Consider the following 16,364-nt stretch of genomic DNA (forward strand, 5'->3'; position numbering starts at 1 on the left):
GGGGACCGGCTCAGGCCGCCAGCGACGGAGTCCCGGGGTCCTGGGGACCGCGCGAGGCCTCGCCGCCGGTGAGCTTGCGGAACGTCTCTTCCAGGCTGACGTGCTGCCGCTTCACCTCGAGCAGGCAGAGGTCGGCGCGCACGGCGGCCTCGAAGAGCGAGCGGCGGATGTCCTCGGCGCCGTAGCGCAGCCGGAAGCCCAGCGTCCCAGCGCCCTCGCCTTCCGCCATCTCCACGCCGGTGACGCCGGCCACGCCCTCCAGCATCGCGCGCACCGCGTCCGCCTGGAGCAGGGCCCCGGTCCGCGACGCGAGCACGACGGTGACGGTGCCGCCCTCGCCCTTCCCCAGCCGCTCCGGCGCGTCGTCCGCGACCAGCCGCCCATCATTGATGATGAGCACCCGGCCGCAGGTGCTCTGCACCTCGCTCAGGATGTGCGTGCTGAGGATGACTGTCTTCTCCCGGCCCAGCTCCTTGATGAGGCTCCGGATTTCGACGATTTGATTGGGGTCCAGGCCCGTCGTCGGCTCGTCCAGGATGAGCAGGTCCGGGTCATGGACGATGGCCTGCGCCAATCCCACGCGCTGCCGGTAGCCCTTGGAGAGCTGGTGGATGTCCTTGCCCAGCACCGCGCGCAGGCCGCAGCGGTCCACCGCGTTGCGGATTCGCTCGGCGCGCCGCTCCCGGGGGATGCCCCTCACCTCGGCGACGAAGTCCAGGAAGTCCCGGACCATCATCTCCTCATAGAGGGGGTTGTTCTCGGGCAGGTAGCCAATCAGCCGCCGGGATGCGACAGGGTCGGCGGTGACGTCGATGCCGTTGACTCGCGCCGTGCCGGACGTGGGTGTCACGAACCCGGCGAGAATCTTCATCGTGGTGGACTTTCCGGCGCCGTTCGGCCCCAGGAATCCCACCACCTGCCCTCGATGTACCTCGAAGCTGACCCCACGCAGCGCCTGAGTGGCCCCGTAGCTCTTGGTCAGACCTTCAATCCGGATCATCGGTTGAGACACGGGCTCACCCCATGAAACGAACAGTTCATCTCCACGAATGCCGTCAGCACCTAAGACAGCGATGAGCGCTGTCAACGTGAGCGCGTGCGGATTTTTCCCGGTGCCTGGCCGGCTGTTTCACCCCTGCTGAAACGCGAATACCCGGCCCGAAACCCACGGAAGCACAGAGCCAGACGGTGGACCCGCGCCCGCAATCCCGCCATCTTCGCGCCCCGGCAGATGACGAGCCGTGTCATGCCGCCCCCCAGGCTCGCCGCCCTCCAGAGGTTCACCTGCTGACACGCATCACGACACGCACCTCCGGACTCGCGGGGACGGCCACCCTGCTCTTCCTGCTGCCCTGGCTCGTCTATGGGGGCGCCATCTTCCAGCGCTACGGGCTGCGCGACGACTATGCCCTCCTGCGCGAGGCCCGCGAGGAGCCGGGGAAGATTCTCCGCGTCTGCGCCGCCATGGGCCGCCCGCTGTACGGCTGGCTTCTGGAGGGGTCCGCGCGAGCGGCGGGCGACCTCGACGGACTGGGCGGCATGCGGGCGCTGAGCATCGCGGGACTGGGGCTGCTGGGAGCCGCCGTCTTCCTGCTGATACTGAAGGAGGGCTGGCGCACGGCCCCCGCGGCGCTGCTCGCCGCGTACCTCACCCTCCTGCCTTCCGCGCAGGTCGTCGCCAGCTGGAGCATCTGCTGGCCCCAGGCGGTGGCCCTTCTGCTGGGCACGGGCGCGTTCGCCCTGGCGCGGCGGGGCTTCTCGTCTCCCACGGAGGCCGAGTGGCGCGGATGGGCCTGGAGCCTGGGCGGCGTGGCGGCCATGGGCGCCGCGACGCTCATCTACCAGGTCAGCGGCCTGTTCTACGCCGTGCTGCTCGCGGCGGCGCTGGTGGTGCGCCGGGACACGGACCTGCGAGCCACCGCGCGCTGGATGGCGCGGCACCTGCTCGTCATGGGCTGTGGGCTGGGCGTGGCGTTCGCCGTCACGAAGCTGTCCTTCGCGCTGGGCCTCTTCACGCCCTCGCCCCGCGTCATGTTCGAGAAGCACTTCGTCGACAAGGCGCTCTGGGCCCTCACCCAGGTGCTGCCCAACGCGCTGGCGCTGAGCGTCCTCAACAAGACGGCCGCCCCGCCCCCGGCGGCCTACTGGCCCATGGTGGGCCTGACACTGACGCTCGTATCGCTGGGCCTCTTCGCCGAGGGCCGCCGCGCGGGCCCCGACGGCGTGGTCAGGTGGCTCCTGGGGCTGGGCGTGCTGTCCGCCGCCGCGTACTCCGTCGGTTTCCTCGCGGGCGAGCGCTGGCCCACGTACCGCACCCTGTACGCCCTCACCGGCGTGTGGAGCGTCTTCTTCGCCGCGTCGCTGGTGGCGCTCGGCCACTGCTGGCCCATGCACGGCCCCCGCGCGGCGACCGCGCTGCTGGGCGCGTTCGTGGCGGTGAGCGCCCTGCTCGCGCACCGGCAGTCGCTGGAGCTGTTCGCGCTCCCCCAGGGCCGCGAGCTGGCGCGGATGGAGCAGGGCGCGCTCCAGGTGGTGCCCGGCTGGCGGCCCCGCGTCTTCGTCCTCACGGCCCGGCAGAGCGACGCCTCCGCGCCCCTGCGCTACCTGGACGAGTTCGGCTCCGTGTCCGTGGACGCGGAGTGGGTGGCCAAGGAGATGCTCGGAGCGCTCGTGCACGAGCGCTTCCCCCAGGAGCGCGACGTCTCCCGGCTCTACCGCTTCGCCGCCGCCCCCGTCCTCCCCGAGCCGCGCGCGTACGACATCCTCGTCGACATGCGCCGGCAGGAGCCCCCGCGCCCCATCCAGCTCGCCCGCTGAAGGGGCGCGTTGCCCGCCGCTGCCACTATGGCTGGGCCGCGTAGAGCTGCCCGCGCATCTCCCCGTAGTAGGTATGCGCCTTGGTGTGCAGGTTGAAGTAGAGCACGCCCTTGCGCGCCAGGTAGTCCAGGGCGGACAGCGTCTTCGTCTGGGCCGCGAAGCCCGGCTCGACGGGGCAGCTCTCGGGCAGGCCGGGCTTGATGCCGTGCATGTCCTTGATGAAGGTGATGTTCTTGTTGGACAGCTCCGCCGAGAACTTCCCGTCGACGAGCGTCTTGGTGAAGGCGCCGAACTCACCGAGGTCCACGACGATGGGGCCGAGGACACCCGGCGGGCCGCAGTGGATGTGGAACATGAGGATGTCGGCGGGGTTCACCCCGTCAATCTGGACGTCGACGTAGGCCCGCGTCATGTCCCTGGCGAAGCGAATCTGCCCATGCCCCCGGGACTTGCGGCTCTCACGCGGCGTCGAAGGCGCCGTGGCGCCGAGGCTCTTCTGCAACGGCTTCGGCGTCTCCGACTCCTCGCCGGGCTCCTGCGCGGGGCTCATGAAGGCCTCGTACGTGTAGAAGGTCGTCGCGCCGAGCGCGGGGTCCTTCGCGTGGGCGGACAGCGAGGCCAGGGCGGCGGTGAGGGCGAGAATCGTCGGCTTGCGCATGGGCAGTTCCTTCACGAAGAGGGAGAGGAATGCCGGGGAAGTAGCTCAGGCACCGGACCGGGGATGGCCGAAGGTGGACACCGGTTGGACGGATAATGCGCAGGGGCTCAGAACGGCTCGAGGAAGCGGTGGATGTGCGAGAGCACCAGCTTCACCTTGGGAATCTCGGAGAGCGCCTCGGGGACGCTGATGCGCACCGGGCGCTCGCGTCCCACCACCTCGGGGAGCACGGGCAGCAGCCCGTCCTCACCGTCGCCCGGGTCCGCCAATTCGACGCTGGGGACCAGGCCGATACCCAGCCCAGAGAGACAGCAGGAGCGAATCAGGTGGATGTCCGTCGCGATGAGCGCCGGCTCCACCGCGAACGAAGGCCCCCGCAGCATGGGCCAGAGGCGCGCATCACCTCCCGGTGCCTGCCAGGAGAAGAGCTCGTGCCCCTGCAGCTCCTCCACGGAGCGGGGAACGCCCCGGCGCCGCAGGTACTCCTTGCTGGCGAGCAACCCCTCACGGACCCGCATCACCACGTGCGATATCCACGTTCCCCGGGGCATGTCCTCTCCGAAGTGGACCGCCATGTCCACGTCGTGCAACGGCTCGCCCAGGGGGTTGTCACTGAAGCGCGCCTGGACGCGCAGCCGCGGATAGGTGGTCCGCAACAATCCGAAGAGTGGGGTGAGCAGGTGCGGTGGGAGTCCGACGGGCATCACCACCCGCAGCAGGCCCGAGGGCTCCTGGCCCACCTCGCGGATGGAGGCCAGCAGCGCGCTCGTCTCCTGCATCATGACCCGGCCGCGCCGGGCGAGCACCTCGCCGGCCTCCGTCAGGAGGATGCCGGTCCGGGTGCTCTTGAGGAGCGGCACACCGGCGCGTGCTTCCAGCGCCTCGACGCGGCGCCTCAAGGTGGTGCGCGACACGCCCAGGGAATCCGCGGCGGCCAGGAACGAGCCCGTCTCCGCGACGTCGAGAAAGGCGCGCAGTTCTTCCAGGTCCATGTGTTTGCCTCGTGGCCGGGAGTCCCCCCACGGCCGCTCCGACCAGGGAAGGAAGACGCATGTCCCCGTGTGGGGCAAGCCTCCCCGAAACCTCCATCGCCGGGCCAGCCCGGGCCGGTGTGGCCCCTGGCCCGGCGGCAAGCGCCGCGATGGGTGGAGGCGGACACACGCCTCGCTCCGGCGGACAGGGCTCCCACGGCCCATCAGGAGGCCCCTGTTCCGCTTATGCTCCGAGGCCCCGAGTGCCTCCACCCGGCGAGCGAGGAAGAGGAGCCACCATGGCCGCGCGACACGTCGTACTCGGCATCGGACTCTGCGTGTCGATGGCCGCGTGCCGGGCGCCCCCGCGCTCCTCGGAGCCCTCCACCCACGAGCCGCCGCCCGCCGCGCGGACGGACGCGGGGCACCCTCCCGAGGCCCCCCTGACGTGGGTGAGCGTCCCGGCCTCGGACGCCCGCCTGCAGTACACCGGGCGGAGGTACAGCTCCGAGGCGGGCGTCGTCTTCTCACATCCCGGGGTGACGATTCGCGCGCGGTTCTGGGGCGACGCGGTGCGCATGCGGCTCAACGACTTCGGCCTCGGTGACGAGACGACCACGAACTACTTCAACGTGAGCATCGACGACGGCCCCCCGGCGCGGCTCGAGGTCCGGAGCAACCAGTCCACCTACGCGCTCGCCACCGGGCTCTCCGTGGGGCTTCACACGGTGGAAATCGTCAAGCGCACCGAGACGCTCGTGGGCCCCAGCGAGCTCGTGGCCCTGGAGGTCCACGGGGAGCTCCGCGAGCCGCCGCCACGCCCCGGACTGCGGATGGAGCTCGTCGGCGACTCCATCAGCTGCGGCTACGGCAACGAGGTCTCGCTCATTCCCGAGTCCTCGTCCTGGACGGCGCCTGTCTTCACGTCGAAGAACGAGAACCCCACGCGCGCCTATGGCTGGCTCACGGCCCGGCGCCTGGGCGCGGAGCTGGTGACCGTCTGCTATTCAGGCCACGGGGTGTACCGCAACCTGGACATGTCGACGACGGAGCTGCTGCCGGCGCTCTACGAGCTCGCGGTACCCGGCAGGCCCGCCGCCTGGGACTTCGCGAGCTACGCGCCCGACGTGATTGTCCTCAACATGGGCACCAACGACGTCTTCGCCGGTGGAGGCACCCGCGAGTTCCTCCCCGACGAGACGGCGTTCAAGACGGCCTACCGGAAGTTCCTGTCGCGGCTTCGCGAGCTGTACCCGTCCGCACGCATCGTGTGCACGCTGGGCAGCATGACGGACGGCTACAAGGAGCAGGAGCGCAATGGCACCGTGTCCTCGGTGCACGCCGGCGAGTGGGTGACCGGGCTCGTGGCGGAGCGCAACCAGGCGGGGGATGACCGGGTCTACCGCCACCTGATGGCCGCGCAGAATCCCGAGGCCGACGGCGTCGGTGAGGACTGGCATCCGTCGGCGGCCACGCACCAGAAGATGGCGGAGGAGCTGACCCGGTTCATCCAGGACCGGGTGCTCCCCTAGCCATTACTGGACGTTGACGCGCCCCGGGGCGCCGCCGGTGCCCGCCACCGTGTGGCACGAGGCGCACGCGCCGGAGGACTGCGGCGTCACCATGTCGCGCACGGTGCCCTGGTACGACACCCGCGCGGTGAACGGGAGCGCGAAGCCCTGAGCGTCGCCCGCGTGCAGGAAGAAGTTGCCCGCCTCGTTCGTCTTCAGCGTGTACGTCTTCTGGTTGGCGTCGGTGATGATGACGTCCGCGCCCTCGACACCGGCGCAGTCATCCGCGTCGCGGCGGCTCGCCGCCACGGTGCCCGCCACCACGAACCGGGGCCCGTCCTTCCGCGAGTGGCAGTCGATGCAGTCGCCACCCGGGTGCATGAGGGCCGACTCGCTGTCCCCACCCGTCCACTTCTTCCCGCTGGCGCACTGGTCCGTGGGCACCGTTTCCAGGCCGCCCCCCTCACCACACCCCGCGAGCAGCCCCACGAGTGACAGACACAGGACAGCGACAGCATGACGGCACGACGACATCGGCGACCTCCAGGAGGGGATGAATCCCGCCGAGCATTGCCGGAGACACGTCCCCCTGGATTGAAACAGGACTGAGAAAACGCTCACCATCCCCGGCGGACGGCGATGCGTGGCTCGCGGCCGCAATCGCCGAGGCGGGCGCGTGGCGGACGCCATCGAGGTCTTCAAGGGGTGGCCCCCCCTCTTGGCCCAGCCCGCAACTTCCGGCCTGCCCCCGGGTTCATTCCAGCAAATGACTTCCGCCGGCACCGCCGGCATGAACCCGGAGACGAGCATGAAGCGGAACTTCCTGGCGATGGGGACGATGGTGCTGGGGCTGGTGATGGCGCTGCCCGCGGGCGCGGCGGAGGCGGACCGGCGGCAGGTGAACCAGCAGGAGCGCATCATCCAGGGCGCGAAGAGCGGGGAGCTCACCGGCCGCGAGGCGGTGCGGCTGGAGCGGCAGCACCGCGACATCCAGCGGGACATCCGCCAGGCGCGGCACGACGACGGCCACCTCGACACCCGCGAGCGCGCGCGGATTCATCGCGAGCAGAACCAACTCAGCCGCCGCATCTACCGCCAGAAGCACGACGCGCAGGCGCGGTAGCCCACCGGGTGGGAGCGAACCTCCCCCCCTGGAGCCCCCTGCTCTCCGTCCAGCCTCCCGCCCGCCTCCACTGCTCCGGTGTTCCCCCTGGATTGACTCCGGGCTCACGACCGCGTTAGCCCGAGGGAACCGGCAGCGTGGGGGGCCATGCTCGATCTTCAGGAAGTGAGCGGCGTCCTGGTTCTCGGCCTCGATGCCTCGGGGCGGATTCGCGCGTGGAACCGCGCCTGCGCGGAGGTGACGGGCTGGACGCTCGAGGAGGTCCGCGGGCGGTCGCTCTCGGACCTCGCTCCGCCGGGGAGCCTCCCGGGGCTCGAAGGCTTCGCCCGGCCCGCGCCCCACCGCTTCGACGCCCCGCTCCCCACCCGACAGGGCCCGGTGCGCTGGTTCACCTGGGCCACGACACCTCGGCCCCTTCCGGAGAATCGCGGCGTGGAGACCGTCGCCGTCGGGCTCGAGCTCACCGGACAGAAGCGTGAGGAGGAGCGGCCGCGCGGCCGCGCGCCCCGGGAGCACCTGGAGGCGACGGTGCGGCAGAGCGAGGAGCAGCTCCGGGCCATCTTCGAGGAGGCGTCGGACGGCATCGCGCTCGCGGACGCGGACGGGCGCTACGTCGTGGCCAACGCGAAGGCGTGCGAGATGCTCGGCCGGACGTGCGAGGAGCTGCTCTCGATGACCATCGCGGACCTCGTCGTGCCCGAGGAGCTGGCACGCCTGTCCGAGACGACGGCGAGCATGCTCGCCGGGCAGACCCATGTCGGGGAGTGGAGAATCCGGCGCGGGGACGGCACCGAGGCCATCGTCGAGGTGAGCGCGCGGATGCTCTCCGACAAGCGCCTGCTCGCGTTCGTCCGCGAAGTGTCCGAGCGCAAGCGGCTCCAGGAGGAGCGCGAGCGCCTCCTCGCCAGGATGGACGCGGAGCGGCGCTGGCTGCAGGCCGTCATCGACACCGTCCCGCTGGGCGTGCTCCTCTTCGAGCCGAGTGGCCGGCTCGGCTTCAATCGCCGCGCCGAAGAGCTCTTCGGCATGACGCTCTCCCCCACGGCGGGCAGTGAGCAGTACCGCGGCCGCATCCTCTTCCCCGACGGGACGGCCGTTCCGCCGGAGCAACTCCCATCGCACCGGATCCTCTTCAAGGGAGAGACGCTCATGGGCGTCGAGTTCCTCATCGAGCAGGACTCCGGCGAACGCATCCCCATCCTGGGGAGCGCCGCGCCCATCCGCGACGCGGACGGCGACGTCATCGGCGGAGTCGGCGTGTTCCAGGACGTGAGTGAGCGGATGCAGGCCGCGGCGGCCATCCGGACGAACGAGCGGCTCCTGAACGGCATCTTCGAGCTGCTTCCGGTGGGCGTGTGGATCGCCGACCACACCGGGCGCATCGTTCGCACCAACCCCGCCGGGCTGCGCATCTGGGCCGGGGCCCGCTACGTCGGCGTCTCCGAGTTCGGCGAGTACAAGGCCTGGTGGGCCGACACGGGCAAGCCCATCGCCGCGGACGAGTGGGCCCTGGCGCGCGCGCTGAACAAGGGGGAGACGTCGCTCGGAGAGCTGCTGCGCATCCAGTGCTTCGATGGTTCCTTCAAGACCATCATCAACTCCGCGCTGCCGCTGTACGACGAGCAGGGGAAGTTCGCCGGGGCCATCGTCGTCAACGAGGACGTCACCGGCCTGAGGGAAATCGAGGAGGCGCTGCGCCGCGCGGTGCGGGCGCGGGACGAGATGCTCGGCGTCGTCTCCCATGACCTGAGGAGCCCGCTGCAGGGCATCGAGCTCGCCGCGCGGCGAATCGCCATCCGGGCGGCGCAGCAGGGCGGCACCGAGTGGCTCCACCCCTCCCTCGACCGCATCCTGCGCGCCAGCCGCACGATGCGGAAGCTCATCGAGGACCTGCTCGACATCGCGAGCATCGAGGAGGGGCGGCTCTCCATCCAGCGGGGGCAGGTCGTGCCCGCCGCGCTCGTCCACGAGGTGGCCGAGTCCCTCCAGTCCCAGGCGGAGGAGAAGCAGCTCCTGCTGGAGGTCGGGGTGGAGCCCGGCCTGCCGCCGCTGTCAGCGGACCCCGACCGCCTCCTCCAGGTGCTCTCCAACCTCGCGGGCAACGCGCTGAAGTTCACCCCCTCGGGCGGGCGGGTGTCGGTGCGGGTCACCCGGAGGGGGGACGACGTGGTCTTCTCCGTCCAGGACACCGGTGCCGGAATCCCCGAGGAGCAGCAGGCGCAGATCTTCGACCGCTTCTGGCAGGCGGACTCGGCGGACCGGCGGGGACGCGGGCTCGGGCTCGCCATCGCGAAGGGCCTCGTCCAGGCCCACGAGGGCAGAATCTGGGTGGAGAGCACGGTCGGCCAGGGCTCGACGTTCTCCTTCTCGGTCCCCATCGCGCCGGAATACCGGTGAGCGTCACCCCACCGGTACCCCTGGCGGAGGCCACCTCAGAAGATGCCCTGGCCCGGCGTGAGGACGTGGTCCGGGTCGAAGCGCCGCTTCGCGTGCTCGAAGCGCCCCCAGAAGGGGTGGAAGTGGCGGCGCCAGTCGGCGGGGCTCAGCGGCACGGCATCAACGGGGTAGAGCCTCCCGCCAATGGCGGTGAGCCGCTCGTAGATGGCGCGGTTCTTCTGTACCAGTGCCTCCACGTTCTCCGGCGTCGGCGGAATGGCGGTGCGCAGCAGCGAGAAGAGGAAGACGTGCCGGTCCGCGGGCGTGCGCAGGAAGGGCGTGGTCAGCGCGGCGGAGCGGAAGGGGTAGATGATGATGGGCCCCTGCCCCATCTCGGCCTCGGTCGTCTGTGAGAGCACCTCCTCGATGAACGCCTCCGCGGACCGGGCGGGGACGAACATGTCCATCCACGGGTGGGGGAACTCCCAGACACCGAGCTGCTTCAGCAGCGCCACCAGCGGCGCGAGCCGGTTGGCGAAGTCGAAGTAGCTGCCATCCGTCACCTGGAGCGTCCCGGGCTGGAAGCCGAGGCCGGCGAGCAGCTTCGCGTCGTCCGGCTCGGCGCCGGGGGCGTAGTACTTCACCACCTCGAGCTGGTAGGCCCGGCCACCGGCGGCGGGAACGGCGAAGCCCTCGACGTAGTCGAAGCGGCCGTCCTCGATGAGCCGCCGCTGGTCCTCCAGGAAGCGGTGGAGGTCATTGTAGAGCGCGGTGTAGGTCCGCGCCCTGGGAGGCACCTCGACGAGCCGCACCCGGGCACGCACGATGATGCCGAACTGGCCCAGTCCCGAGCGCACGGCGTCGAACAGGGGCCGCTCGCGCGAGGGCGAGCACCGCACGAGCTCGCCCTCGCCCGTGACGACGTCCATCTCCAGCACGTTGTCCACCTGGAGGCCCCAGCGGAACGCCTGCCCGCCGATGCCGCCCACCGACAGCGTCCCGCCGATGCTCAGCTCGATGTAGTCGGTGAGCGTCGGCGGGCTCCTGCCGGAAGGCAGCGTGGCCGCCAGGAGCTGATGCCACCGGACGCCCGCGTCCACCCAGGCGCTCGACTCGCCAACCTCGTGGATGGTGGAGAGCGCGGACATGTTGATGACGATGCCGGCCTCCACCTGGGACTGGCCGTAGGTGCTGTGACTCTCGCCGAGCCCTCGCGCGGCGGCGATGCGCAGGCCCTGCTTCCGCGCGAAGCGGACCATGGCCACGATGTCGTCCACCGAGCCGGGGACGAGCACGGCCCAGGGCGCGCGGTGCTGGATGTGGCCGAAGTCCTCCGCCGCCGCGGTGCGCGACGCCGCGTCGACCAGGAGCTGGCCGTCCAGCGGCGGAAGGGGGATGGAGCCGGGCTCCGGCGTGGTGGCCCAGCTCCGGCTGGCGGGGATGAAGGACACCGCCGCCAACGCTCCCTGGAGCACCGACCTCCGGGAGAGGATTCGACTCGTCATGGTTTCCTCACTCATGGTCCGCCCATCCTGTTCCTGTCCGATGGGAGATTTCCAGAGGAGGAGAGAGGGGCCGCTACATGCAGGTGTTCTCACACACCCCGAGGACACACGTCTTGCAGGGGCCGTAGCACGTCGAGCCACAGGCCGCCACGGAGTGCTCGCTCCCGGCGGCCGTCAGCTCCTGGGACGCCACGGCGCCGGCCTGCTCACCTTCCTCGCCCCCGGCAACGGCGGTGGAGCAGCCGCTCATGAACAGGGCGGCGGCCCCCATCAACACCCACGTGGACAGCTTGCGCGTCAGCATCGAGGACATCCGTGTCTCCTTTGCCAGCAATGGGTGAAACACTCACATTCTGGCACGGAACACGCCCGAAGCGCGACTACCCCTTTTTCTGGGCATACCCGACTTTACGCAGCGCGGCGGCGACTTCGTCGAGGGTGGCCGCATCGTCGATGGTCGCTGGAGTCTTGTACTCCGTCCCGTCGGCAATCTTCTTCATCGTGCCGCGCAGAATCTTGCCGGACCGCGTCTTGGGCAGGCGCTGCACCACCGTGGCCGTCTTGAACGCCGCCACCGGTCCAATCTTGTCGCGCACCAACTGGACGACTTCCTTCACGATGTCCTCGTGCGGCCGCGTCACGCCGGCCTTGAGCACGATGAAGCCGACCGGAACCTCGCCCTTGAGGGAGTCCGCGGCGCCCAGCACCGCGCACTCGGCGACGTCGGGATGGGAGGCCAGCACCTCCTCCATGGCGCCCGTCGAGAGCCGGTGACCGGCGACATTGATGATGTCGTCGATGCGGCTCATGATGTACACGTAACCTTCGGAGTCCTTGTAGCCCGCGTCACCCGTCAGGTAGTACCCCTTGTACGCGCTCAGGTACGCGCTCACGTACCGCTCCTCCGCGTTCCACAGGGTGGGCAGGCATCCCGGCGGCAGCGGCAGCTTCACCACGACGGCGCCAATCTTGTCGGGTCCGACCTCACGCCCCTCCTCGTCGAGGACGCGCACGTCGTAGCCGGGCATCGCCACCGTCGGGGAGCCCACCTTCACCGGCAGGTGCTCGACGCCCATGGGGTTGGCGACGATGGCCCAGCCCGTCTCCGTCTGCCACCAGTGGTCGATGACCGGCCGCCGCAGCTTCGTCTCCGCCCAGCGGAGCGTGTCCGGGTCACAGCGCTCGCCCGCGAGGAACAGCGTGCGGAACTTCGACAGGTCATACTTCCCGAGCAACTCGCCGTTGGGGTCGTCCCGCTTGATGGCGCGGAAGGCGGTGGGCGCGGTGAACATCACGCTCACCCCGTGCTGTGAGATGACCCGCCAGAAGGCGCCGGCATCGGGAGTGCCGACCGGCTTGCCCTCGTACAGGACGGTGGTGTTCCCGTTCAGCAGCGGCCCGTAGACGATGTACGAGTGGCCGACCACCCAGCCGACGTCGGACGCGGCCCAGTACACCTCTCCGGGCTCCACGCCGTAGATGTGCTTCATCGACCAGCGGAGCGCCACCGCGTGGCCGCCGTTGTCGCGGACGATGCCCTTCGGCTGGCCCGTCGTCCCCGAGGTGTAGAGGATGTACAGCGGGTCCGTCGCCTCCACCGGAACACAATCCGCCGGCGGAGCCCCCTCCAGCGACTGCCGCCACTCCAGGTCCCGCCCCGGCACGAGCGTCGCCTCCACCTGCGGGCGCTGGAGGATGATGCACTTCGACGGCTGGTGCGCCGAGAGGTGGATGGCCTCGTCGAGCAGCGGCTTGTACGGGATGACGCGGCTCACCTCGATGCCGCAGGACGCGGAGACGATGACCTTCGGCTTCGCGTCGTCGATGCGCGCCGCCAGCTCGCGCGGGGCGAAGCCGCCGAACACCACCGAGTGGATGGCGCCGATGCGGGCGCACGCGAGCATCGCCACCACCGCCTCGGGCACCATGGGCATGTAGATGATGACGCGGTCGCCCTTCACCACGCCCTGCCGGGCCAGGGCCCCCGCGAACCGGGCCACGTGCTCGCGCAGCTCGCTGTAGGTGAACGACTGGAGCGTCTCCGTCACCGGGCTGTCGTAGATGAGCGCGAGCTGGCCGCCGCGCCCCTGCTCGATGTGCCGGTCGAGCGCGTTGTAGCAGGTGTTGAGCTGGCCGCCGGCGAACCAGCGATAGACGGGCGCTCGCGAGTCATCGAGGACCCTGTCCCATCTCCGATACCAGTGGATGCCCTCGGCTGCCTCGGACCAGAACCCTTCCGGGTCCTCGAGCGACCGCTCGTACAGCTCGCGGTACCTGCCAGTCATATGTCGTCCCTCCCGTGAAACCCTGCTCACCCTAACATGCGAAGAGGTGTGGCACCGGATGGGGGGTGGAGGGCATTCCTCCCTGTCTGGCTTCACGCGCGTGTGACTCTGTCTTCTTCATCCCATGCACGCGGCCCCTGGCCCCGGGCCCTGCCGCCATCCTCGCCGGGGCTGGGCTGCTCGCGTGGGCCTTCCGGGGGTGGAGTAGGAACGTCGCTGACCCGGTTGAACAAAAAGGTCTGCCCGGACGCCCATCGCGCTTCGTGGTTCGTCAGCTCCTGCCGCCCGGAAGGGGCACGGGCGAGACCAGGGAGCGTTGGACATGCTTGCGGACGACCCCGAGCACCGCCAGTGGCTGGAGGAACTGCTGACGAGCGAGGAACGGCTTCGCACCCTCGTCGACGCTTCGCCGGACCCCATCTACCTGAAGGATGGTGAGGGACGGTGGCTGAAGGCCAACGACGCGGGCCTCGAGGTCTTCCAGCTGCAAGGCGTGCACTACCAGGGGAAGACGGACCTGGAGCTCGCCGAGCTCGCCGACTTCTACCGGGAGGCCCTTCGCTACTGCTACCAGACGGACCAGCGCGCCTGGGAGCGGGGGACGCACTCCCGCGCGGAGGAGGCGGTGCCCCAGCCGGACGGCACGCTGCGCTACATCGACGTCACCAAGGTGCCCCTCTTCTACCCGGACGGCCGGCGCAAGGGCCTCGTCGTGCTCGGGCGGGACATCACCGAGCGCAAGCGGGCCGAGCAGGAGCGCGACCGGCTCCTCGGCCGGGAGCAGGCGCTCGCCCGCATCGGCCAGGTCCTCGTCAGCGAGGTGGAGCCCGAGCGCATCGCCGAGGTGGTGATTGAGCAGTCCCACCGGGTGCTGGGCGCGGACGGAGTGGGGCTGTGGCTGGCCCACCTGGAGCGCCGGGAGCTGACGCTGCTCGCCTCCCATGGCCTGTCCCTGGCAACGGTGGAGTCCCTCCGCCATCTCTCCTTCGACTCCCCCTTCCTCACCGCGCAGGCGGCCCGGCTCGGCCAGCCGCAGGTCATCGAGGACTCGACCGCCCCGGGCACGCCGATACGCATGAGCCTGCTGTCGACGGAGCAGCAGGCCCGGGGCCTGGTCTCCGTTCCGCTGCGCGTGGACGAGCGCCTGGTGGGAGTGATGACCTACTACACCGAGGCCCCGCGGCCCGTCTCACTCCTGGACCTGGAGTTCCACAACGCGGTGGGGCACCTGTTCGCGGTGGCCCTCGAGAAGGCGCGCCTGTTCCAGCAGCTCCGCGAGACGCTGCGGCTTCGCGAGGAGTTCATGTCGGCGGCCGCCCACGAGCTGAAGACCCCTTTGACGGCCATCCAGATGTGGGCGCAGCTCCTGCTGCGGATGGAGCACCTCACCGCCCAGCAGCAGAAGGGCCTCACCGCCATCACCCAGCACACCCGGCGGATGACCCGGCTCGTGGAGCACCTCCTGGCCGCGGTGCGGAAGGTGCCGGGCCCTCCCAGGTTGGAGTGCCAGCGCTTCGACCTCACGGCCCTGCTGGACGAGGCGGCGGAGCGGGCCGCCCGCACCGGCGACAACCCGATTCAGATAGAGGCCGCGCGTCCCCTCGAGGTGGTCGCCGACCGCCGGATTCTCGGCGAGGCCATCGGCCACCTGTTGGAGAACGCGCTGCGCTACTCCGGCCCCGGTCAGCCCGTGGAGGTGGAGGCCCATCAGGTGGATGGGGAGGAGGTGCGGGTCACCGTGCGCGACCACGGGCCGGGCATCTCGCCCGAGCGCCTGCGCCACGTCTTCGAGCCCCTCTATGAGCCGATTCCACCGGGGGCGTCCGGCTATACCGGCGTGGTGAGCCTGGGGCTGTACCTCAGCCGGCAGCACATCGAGGCGCACCAGGGCCACATCTCGGTGGAGAGCGCCCCGGGCCAGGGCTCGACCTTCTCCATCAGCCTCCCGCGCCTTCCGCCCGGGGCGGAGGCGCGGTGCACGTAGCGGGGGCTGGAGGGCCTACGCGGAGGCGTCGCGCTCGAACACCATCCACGTGCCGCCGAGCACCGGCCAGAGCCACCGCCCGCCGCGCCGGTCATCGGCCCAGCCCTGCACGAGCCGCAGGCCCCCGTGTTGCCGGGCCCAGTTCCTCAGGTCCATGGGGTTGCAGTAGTAGCAGGCGTCATTGTCCGCGTGGAACGGCGGGCGCGCGTCCGGCTCGCGCATCAGGAAGCGCGGCTGGCTGCGCTCCAGCACCAGCTTCCGCGCGGTGTGCCAGAGGTGGTGGGCCGTGTACGCCCACGACTCCGGCATGGTGTTGCCCCCGGGGTGCCGGGGCATCTCCTCCGTGCGGCGCTCCCAGAGCTGCTTCGTCTTCAGCACGCGCACGGTGTGGCGCACCGCCCAGTACGCGTTGACCGGGACGCTGAGCAGGTTCGGTCCGACGACGATGAGGCGGCCTCCGGGCCGCAGCACGCGCACGGCCTCGTCGAGCGCCTTGCGAGGCTCGGGCACGTGCTCCAGCACGTCACGCATGGAGACCACGTCGAAGGTGCCCTCGGGGAAGGGCAGCTTCGTGGCATCCCCCTGGGTGTAGGGCAATCCGGGGTCCAGCGCGCGGGCCTCGAGGGCGTGGGCATGCAGGTCCAGCCCCTCGGCGCGGTGGCCCATGCGGCGCAGCACCAGGGTGCTCCACCCGCCGCCACAGCCCACGTCCAGGATGCGGGAGGAGGGCCCGGGCGCGTGCGCGGAAACGAAGCGCGTGTAGCGCTGGACGTACGCGAGCGCCTGCTCCACGTCCGCGCCGAACCGGCCCCGCACCGCCGCGTCCGATTCGCTGTACATCTGCTGTACCTGCTCCAGCCGGGTGCGGTCGGTCTTCATGCGGCATCCATCCGTGAGGGGAGCGCGGACCTTATCCACCGGCTTTCGAGGGTGTCAAAGACAGGAAGCACGGCACGCCGCCGCGTGGCCGGGTGGGCAGGCCGCCACACGGGCCCTGCCCCGGACCGGCGTCCTCGGAGAGGGAGCCACGAACCCGGCATGAGCCAGCACGCATGCCCCCCGGGCACCCTCACGTTCGCGTGCCGCCGTGATGGTGCGCACCTGCACGAGGAGGGGCGCCAGCACCCGTGACGT

13 protein-coding genes are annotated in these 16,364 nt (G+C 70.5%); 5 read left to right on the plus strand and 8 right to left on the minus strand.

The features are described 5' to 3' along the window. Window positions 1-10: 10 nt before the first annotated feature. Window positions 11-1,012 (minus strand): ATP-binding cassette domain-containing protein, encoded by a 1,002-nt coding sequence (locus tag K8638_RS18605; protein ID WP_223755887.1) that lies wholly within the window; start codon window positions 1,010-1,012, stop codon window positions 11-13. Between the two features lie 176 nt (window positions 1,013-1,188). On the opposite strand from K8638_RS18605, the gene K8638_RS18610 reads away from it, so the two are divergent. Then, a complete protein-coding gene (locus K8638_RS18610; protein ID WP_223755888.1) occupies window positions 1,189-2,817 on the plus strand; it encodes a hypothetical protein in 1,629 nt (542 codons plus the stop codon). 25 nt (window positions 2,818-2,842) lie between these two features. Here K8638_RS18610 and K8638_RS18615 read toward each other — a convergent pair whose 3' ends face one another. After that, a complete protein-coding gene (locus K8638_RS18615; protein ID WP_223755889.1) occupies window positions 2,843-3,475 on the minus strand; it encodes a CHRD domain-containing protein in 633 nt (210 codons plus the stop codon). Window positions 3,476-3,582: 107 nt separating this feature from the next. After that, window positions 3,583-4,467 carry a LysR family transcriptional regulator gene (locus tag K8638_RS18620; RefSeq protein ID WP_223755890.1) on the minus strand — a complete coding sequence of 295 codons (885 nt, stop codon included), beginning with the start codon at window positions 4,465-4,467 and terminating at the stop codon, window positions 3,583-3,585. Between the two features lie 278 nt (window positions 4,468-4,745). Between K8638_RS18620 and K8638_RS18625 the strand changes: the two genes are divergently transcribed. Then, entirely contained in the window at window positions 4,746-5,978 is a 1,233-nt protein-coding gene (locus K8638_RS18625; protein WP_223755891.1) for an SGNH/GDSL hydrolase family protein, read from the plus strand. 3 nt (window positions 5,979-5,981) lie between these two features. Here K8638_RS18625 and K8638_RS18630 read toward each other — a convergent pair whose 3' ends face one another. Next, a complete protein-coding gene (locus K8638_RS18630; protein ID WP_223755892.1) occupies window positions 5,982-6,491 on the minus strand; it encodes a hypothetical protein in 510 nt (169 codons plus the stop codon). A 274-nt stretch (window positions 6,492-6,765) separates the two neighbouring features. Between K8638_RS18630 and K8638_RS18635 the strand changes: the two genes are divergently transcribed. Together K8638_RS18635 and K8638_RS18640 are read left to right on the plus strand one after the other, a co-directional pair. Then, a complete protein-coding gene (locus tag K8638_RS18635; protein ID WP_223755893.1) occupies window positions 6,766-7,080 on the plus strand; it encodes a hypothetical protein in 315 nt (104 codons plus the stop codon). Between the two features lie 147 nt (window positions 7,081-7,227). After that, complete coding sequence (locus K8638_RS18640; protein ID WP_223755894.1) at window positions 7,228-9,477, plus strand: PAS domain S-box protein; 2,250 nt, start codon at window positions 7,228-7,230, stop codon at window positions 9,475-9,477. A gap of 35 nt (window positions 9,478-9,512) precedes the next feature. Here the strand turns inward: K8638_RS18640 and K8638_RS18645 are convergent, their stop codons facing one another. The 3 genes from K8638_RS18645 to K8638_RS18655 form a co-directional block, all read right to left on the minus strand. After that, entirely contained in the window at window positions 9,513-10,961 is a 1,449-nt protein-coding gene (locus tag K8638_RS18645) for an FAD-binding protein (protein WP_223755895.1), read from the minus strand. 73 nt (window positions 10,962-11,034) lie between these two features. Then, complete coding sequence (locus K8638_RS18650; RefSeq protein WP_223755896.1) at window positions 11,035-11,274, minus strand: hypothetical protein; 240 nt, start codon at window positions 11,272-11,274, stop codon at window positions 11,035-11,037. 67 nt (window positions 11,275-11,341) lie between these two features. Next, window positions 11,342-13,342 (minus strand): propionyl-CoA synthetase, encoded by a 2,001-nt coding sequence (locus K8638_RS18655; protein WP_370644029.1) that lies wholly within the window; start codon window positions 13,340-13,342, stop codon window positions 11,342-11,344. Between the two features lie 226 nt (window positions 13,343-13,568). Between K8638_RS18655 and K8638_RS18660 the strand changes: the two genes are divergently transcribed. After that, entirely contained in the window at window positions 13,569-15,230 is a 1,662-nt protein-coding gene (locus K8638_RS18660; RefSeq protein ID WP_223755898.1) for an ATP-binding protein, read from the plus strand. Window positions 15,231-15,245: 15 nt separating this feature from the next. On the opposite strand, the gene K8638_RS18665 is transcribed toward K8638_RS18660, so the two are convergent. Continuing rightward, window positions 15,246-16,109: a bifunctional 2-polyprenyl-6-hydroxyphenol methylase/3-demethylubiquinol 3-O-methyltransferase UbiG gene (locus K8638_RS18665; protein WP_223755899.1), complete on the minus strand. Its 864-nt coding sequence runs from the start codon at window positions 16,107-16,109 to the stop codon at window positions 15,246-15,248. Between the last annotated feature and the right edge of the window lie 255 nt (window positions 16,110-16,364).

The organism is Myxococcus sp. RHSTA-1-4, assembly GCF_020037125.1.
Lineage (GTDB): Bacteria > Myxococcota > Myxococcia > Myxococcales > Myxococcaceae > Myxococcus.

Bases quoted from the DNA above. Each gene is read 5' to 3' on its own strand.
- K8638_RS18620 (WP_223755890.1), bottom strand. From the start codon at position 4,467: ATGGACCTGGAAGAACTGCGCGCCTTTCTCGACGTCGCGGAGACGGGC.
- K8638_RS18615 (WP_223755889.1), bottom strand. From the start codon at position 3,475: ATGCGCAAGCCGACGATTCTCGCCCTCACCGCCGCCCTGGCCTCGCTG.
- K8638_RS18665 (WP_223755899.1), bottom strand. From the start codon at position 16,109: ATGAAGACCGACCGCACCCGGCTGGAGCAGGTACAGCAGATGTACAGC.
- K8638_RS18645 (WP_223755895.1), bottom strand. From the start codon at position 10,961: ATGACGAGTCGAATCCTCTCCCGGAGGTCGGTGCTCCAGGGAGCGTTG.
- K8638_RS18650 (WP_223755896.1), bottom strand. From the start codon at position 11,274: ATGTCCTCGATGCTGACGCGCAAGCTGTCCACGTGGGTGTTGATGGGG.
- K8638_RS18635 (WP_223755893.1), top strand. From the start codon at position 6,766: ATGAAGCGGAACTTCCTGGCGATGGGGACGATGGTGCTGGGGCTGGTG.
- K8638_RS18625 (WP_223755891.1), top strand. From the start codon at position 4,746: ATGGCCGCGCGACACGTCGTACTCGGCATCGGACTCTGCGTGTCGATG.
- K8638_RS18640 (WP_223755894.1), top strand. From the start codon at position 7,228: ATGCTCGATCTTCAGGAAGTGAGCGGCGTCCTGGTTCTCGGCCTCGAT.
- K8638_RS18630 (WP_223755892.1), bottom strand. From the start codon at position 6,491: ATGTCGTCGTGCCGTCATGCTGTCGCTGTCCTGTGTCTGTCACTCGTG.
- K8638_RS18660 (WP_223755898.1), top strand. From the start codon at position 13,569: ATGCTTGCGGACGACCCCGAGCACCGCCAGTGGCTGGAGGAACTGCTG.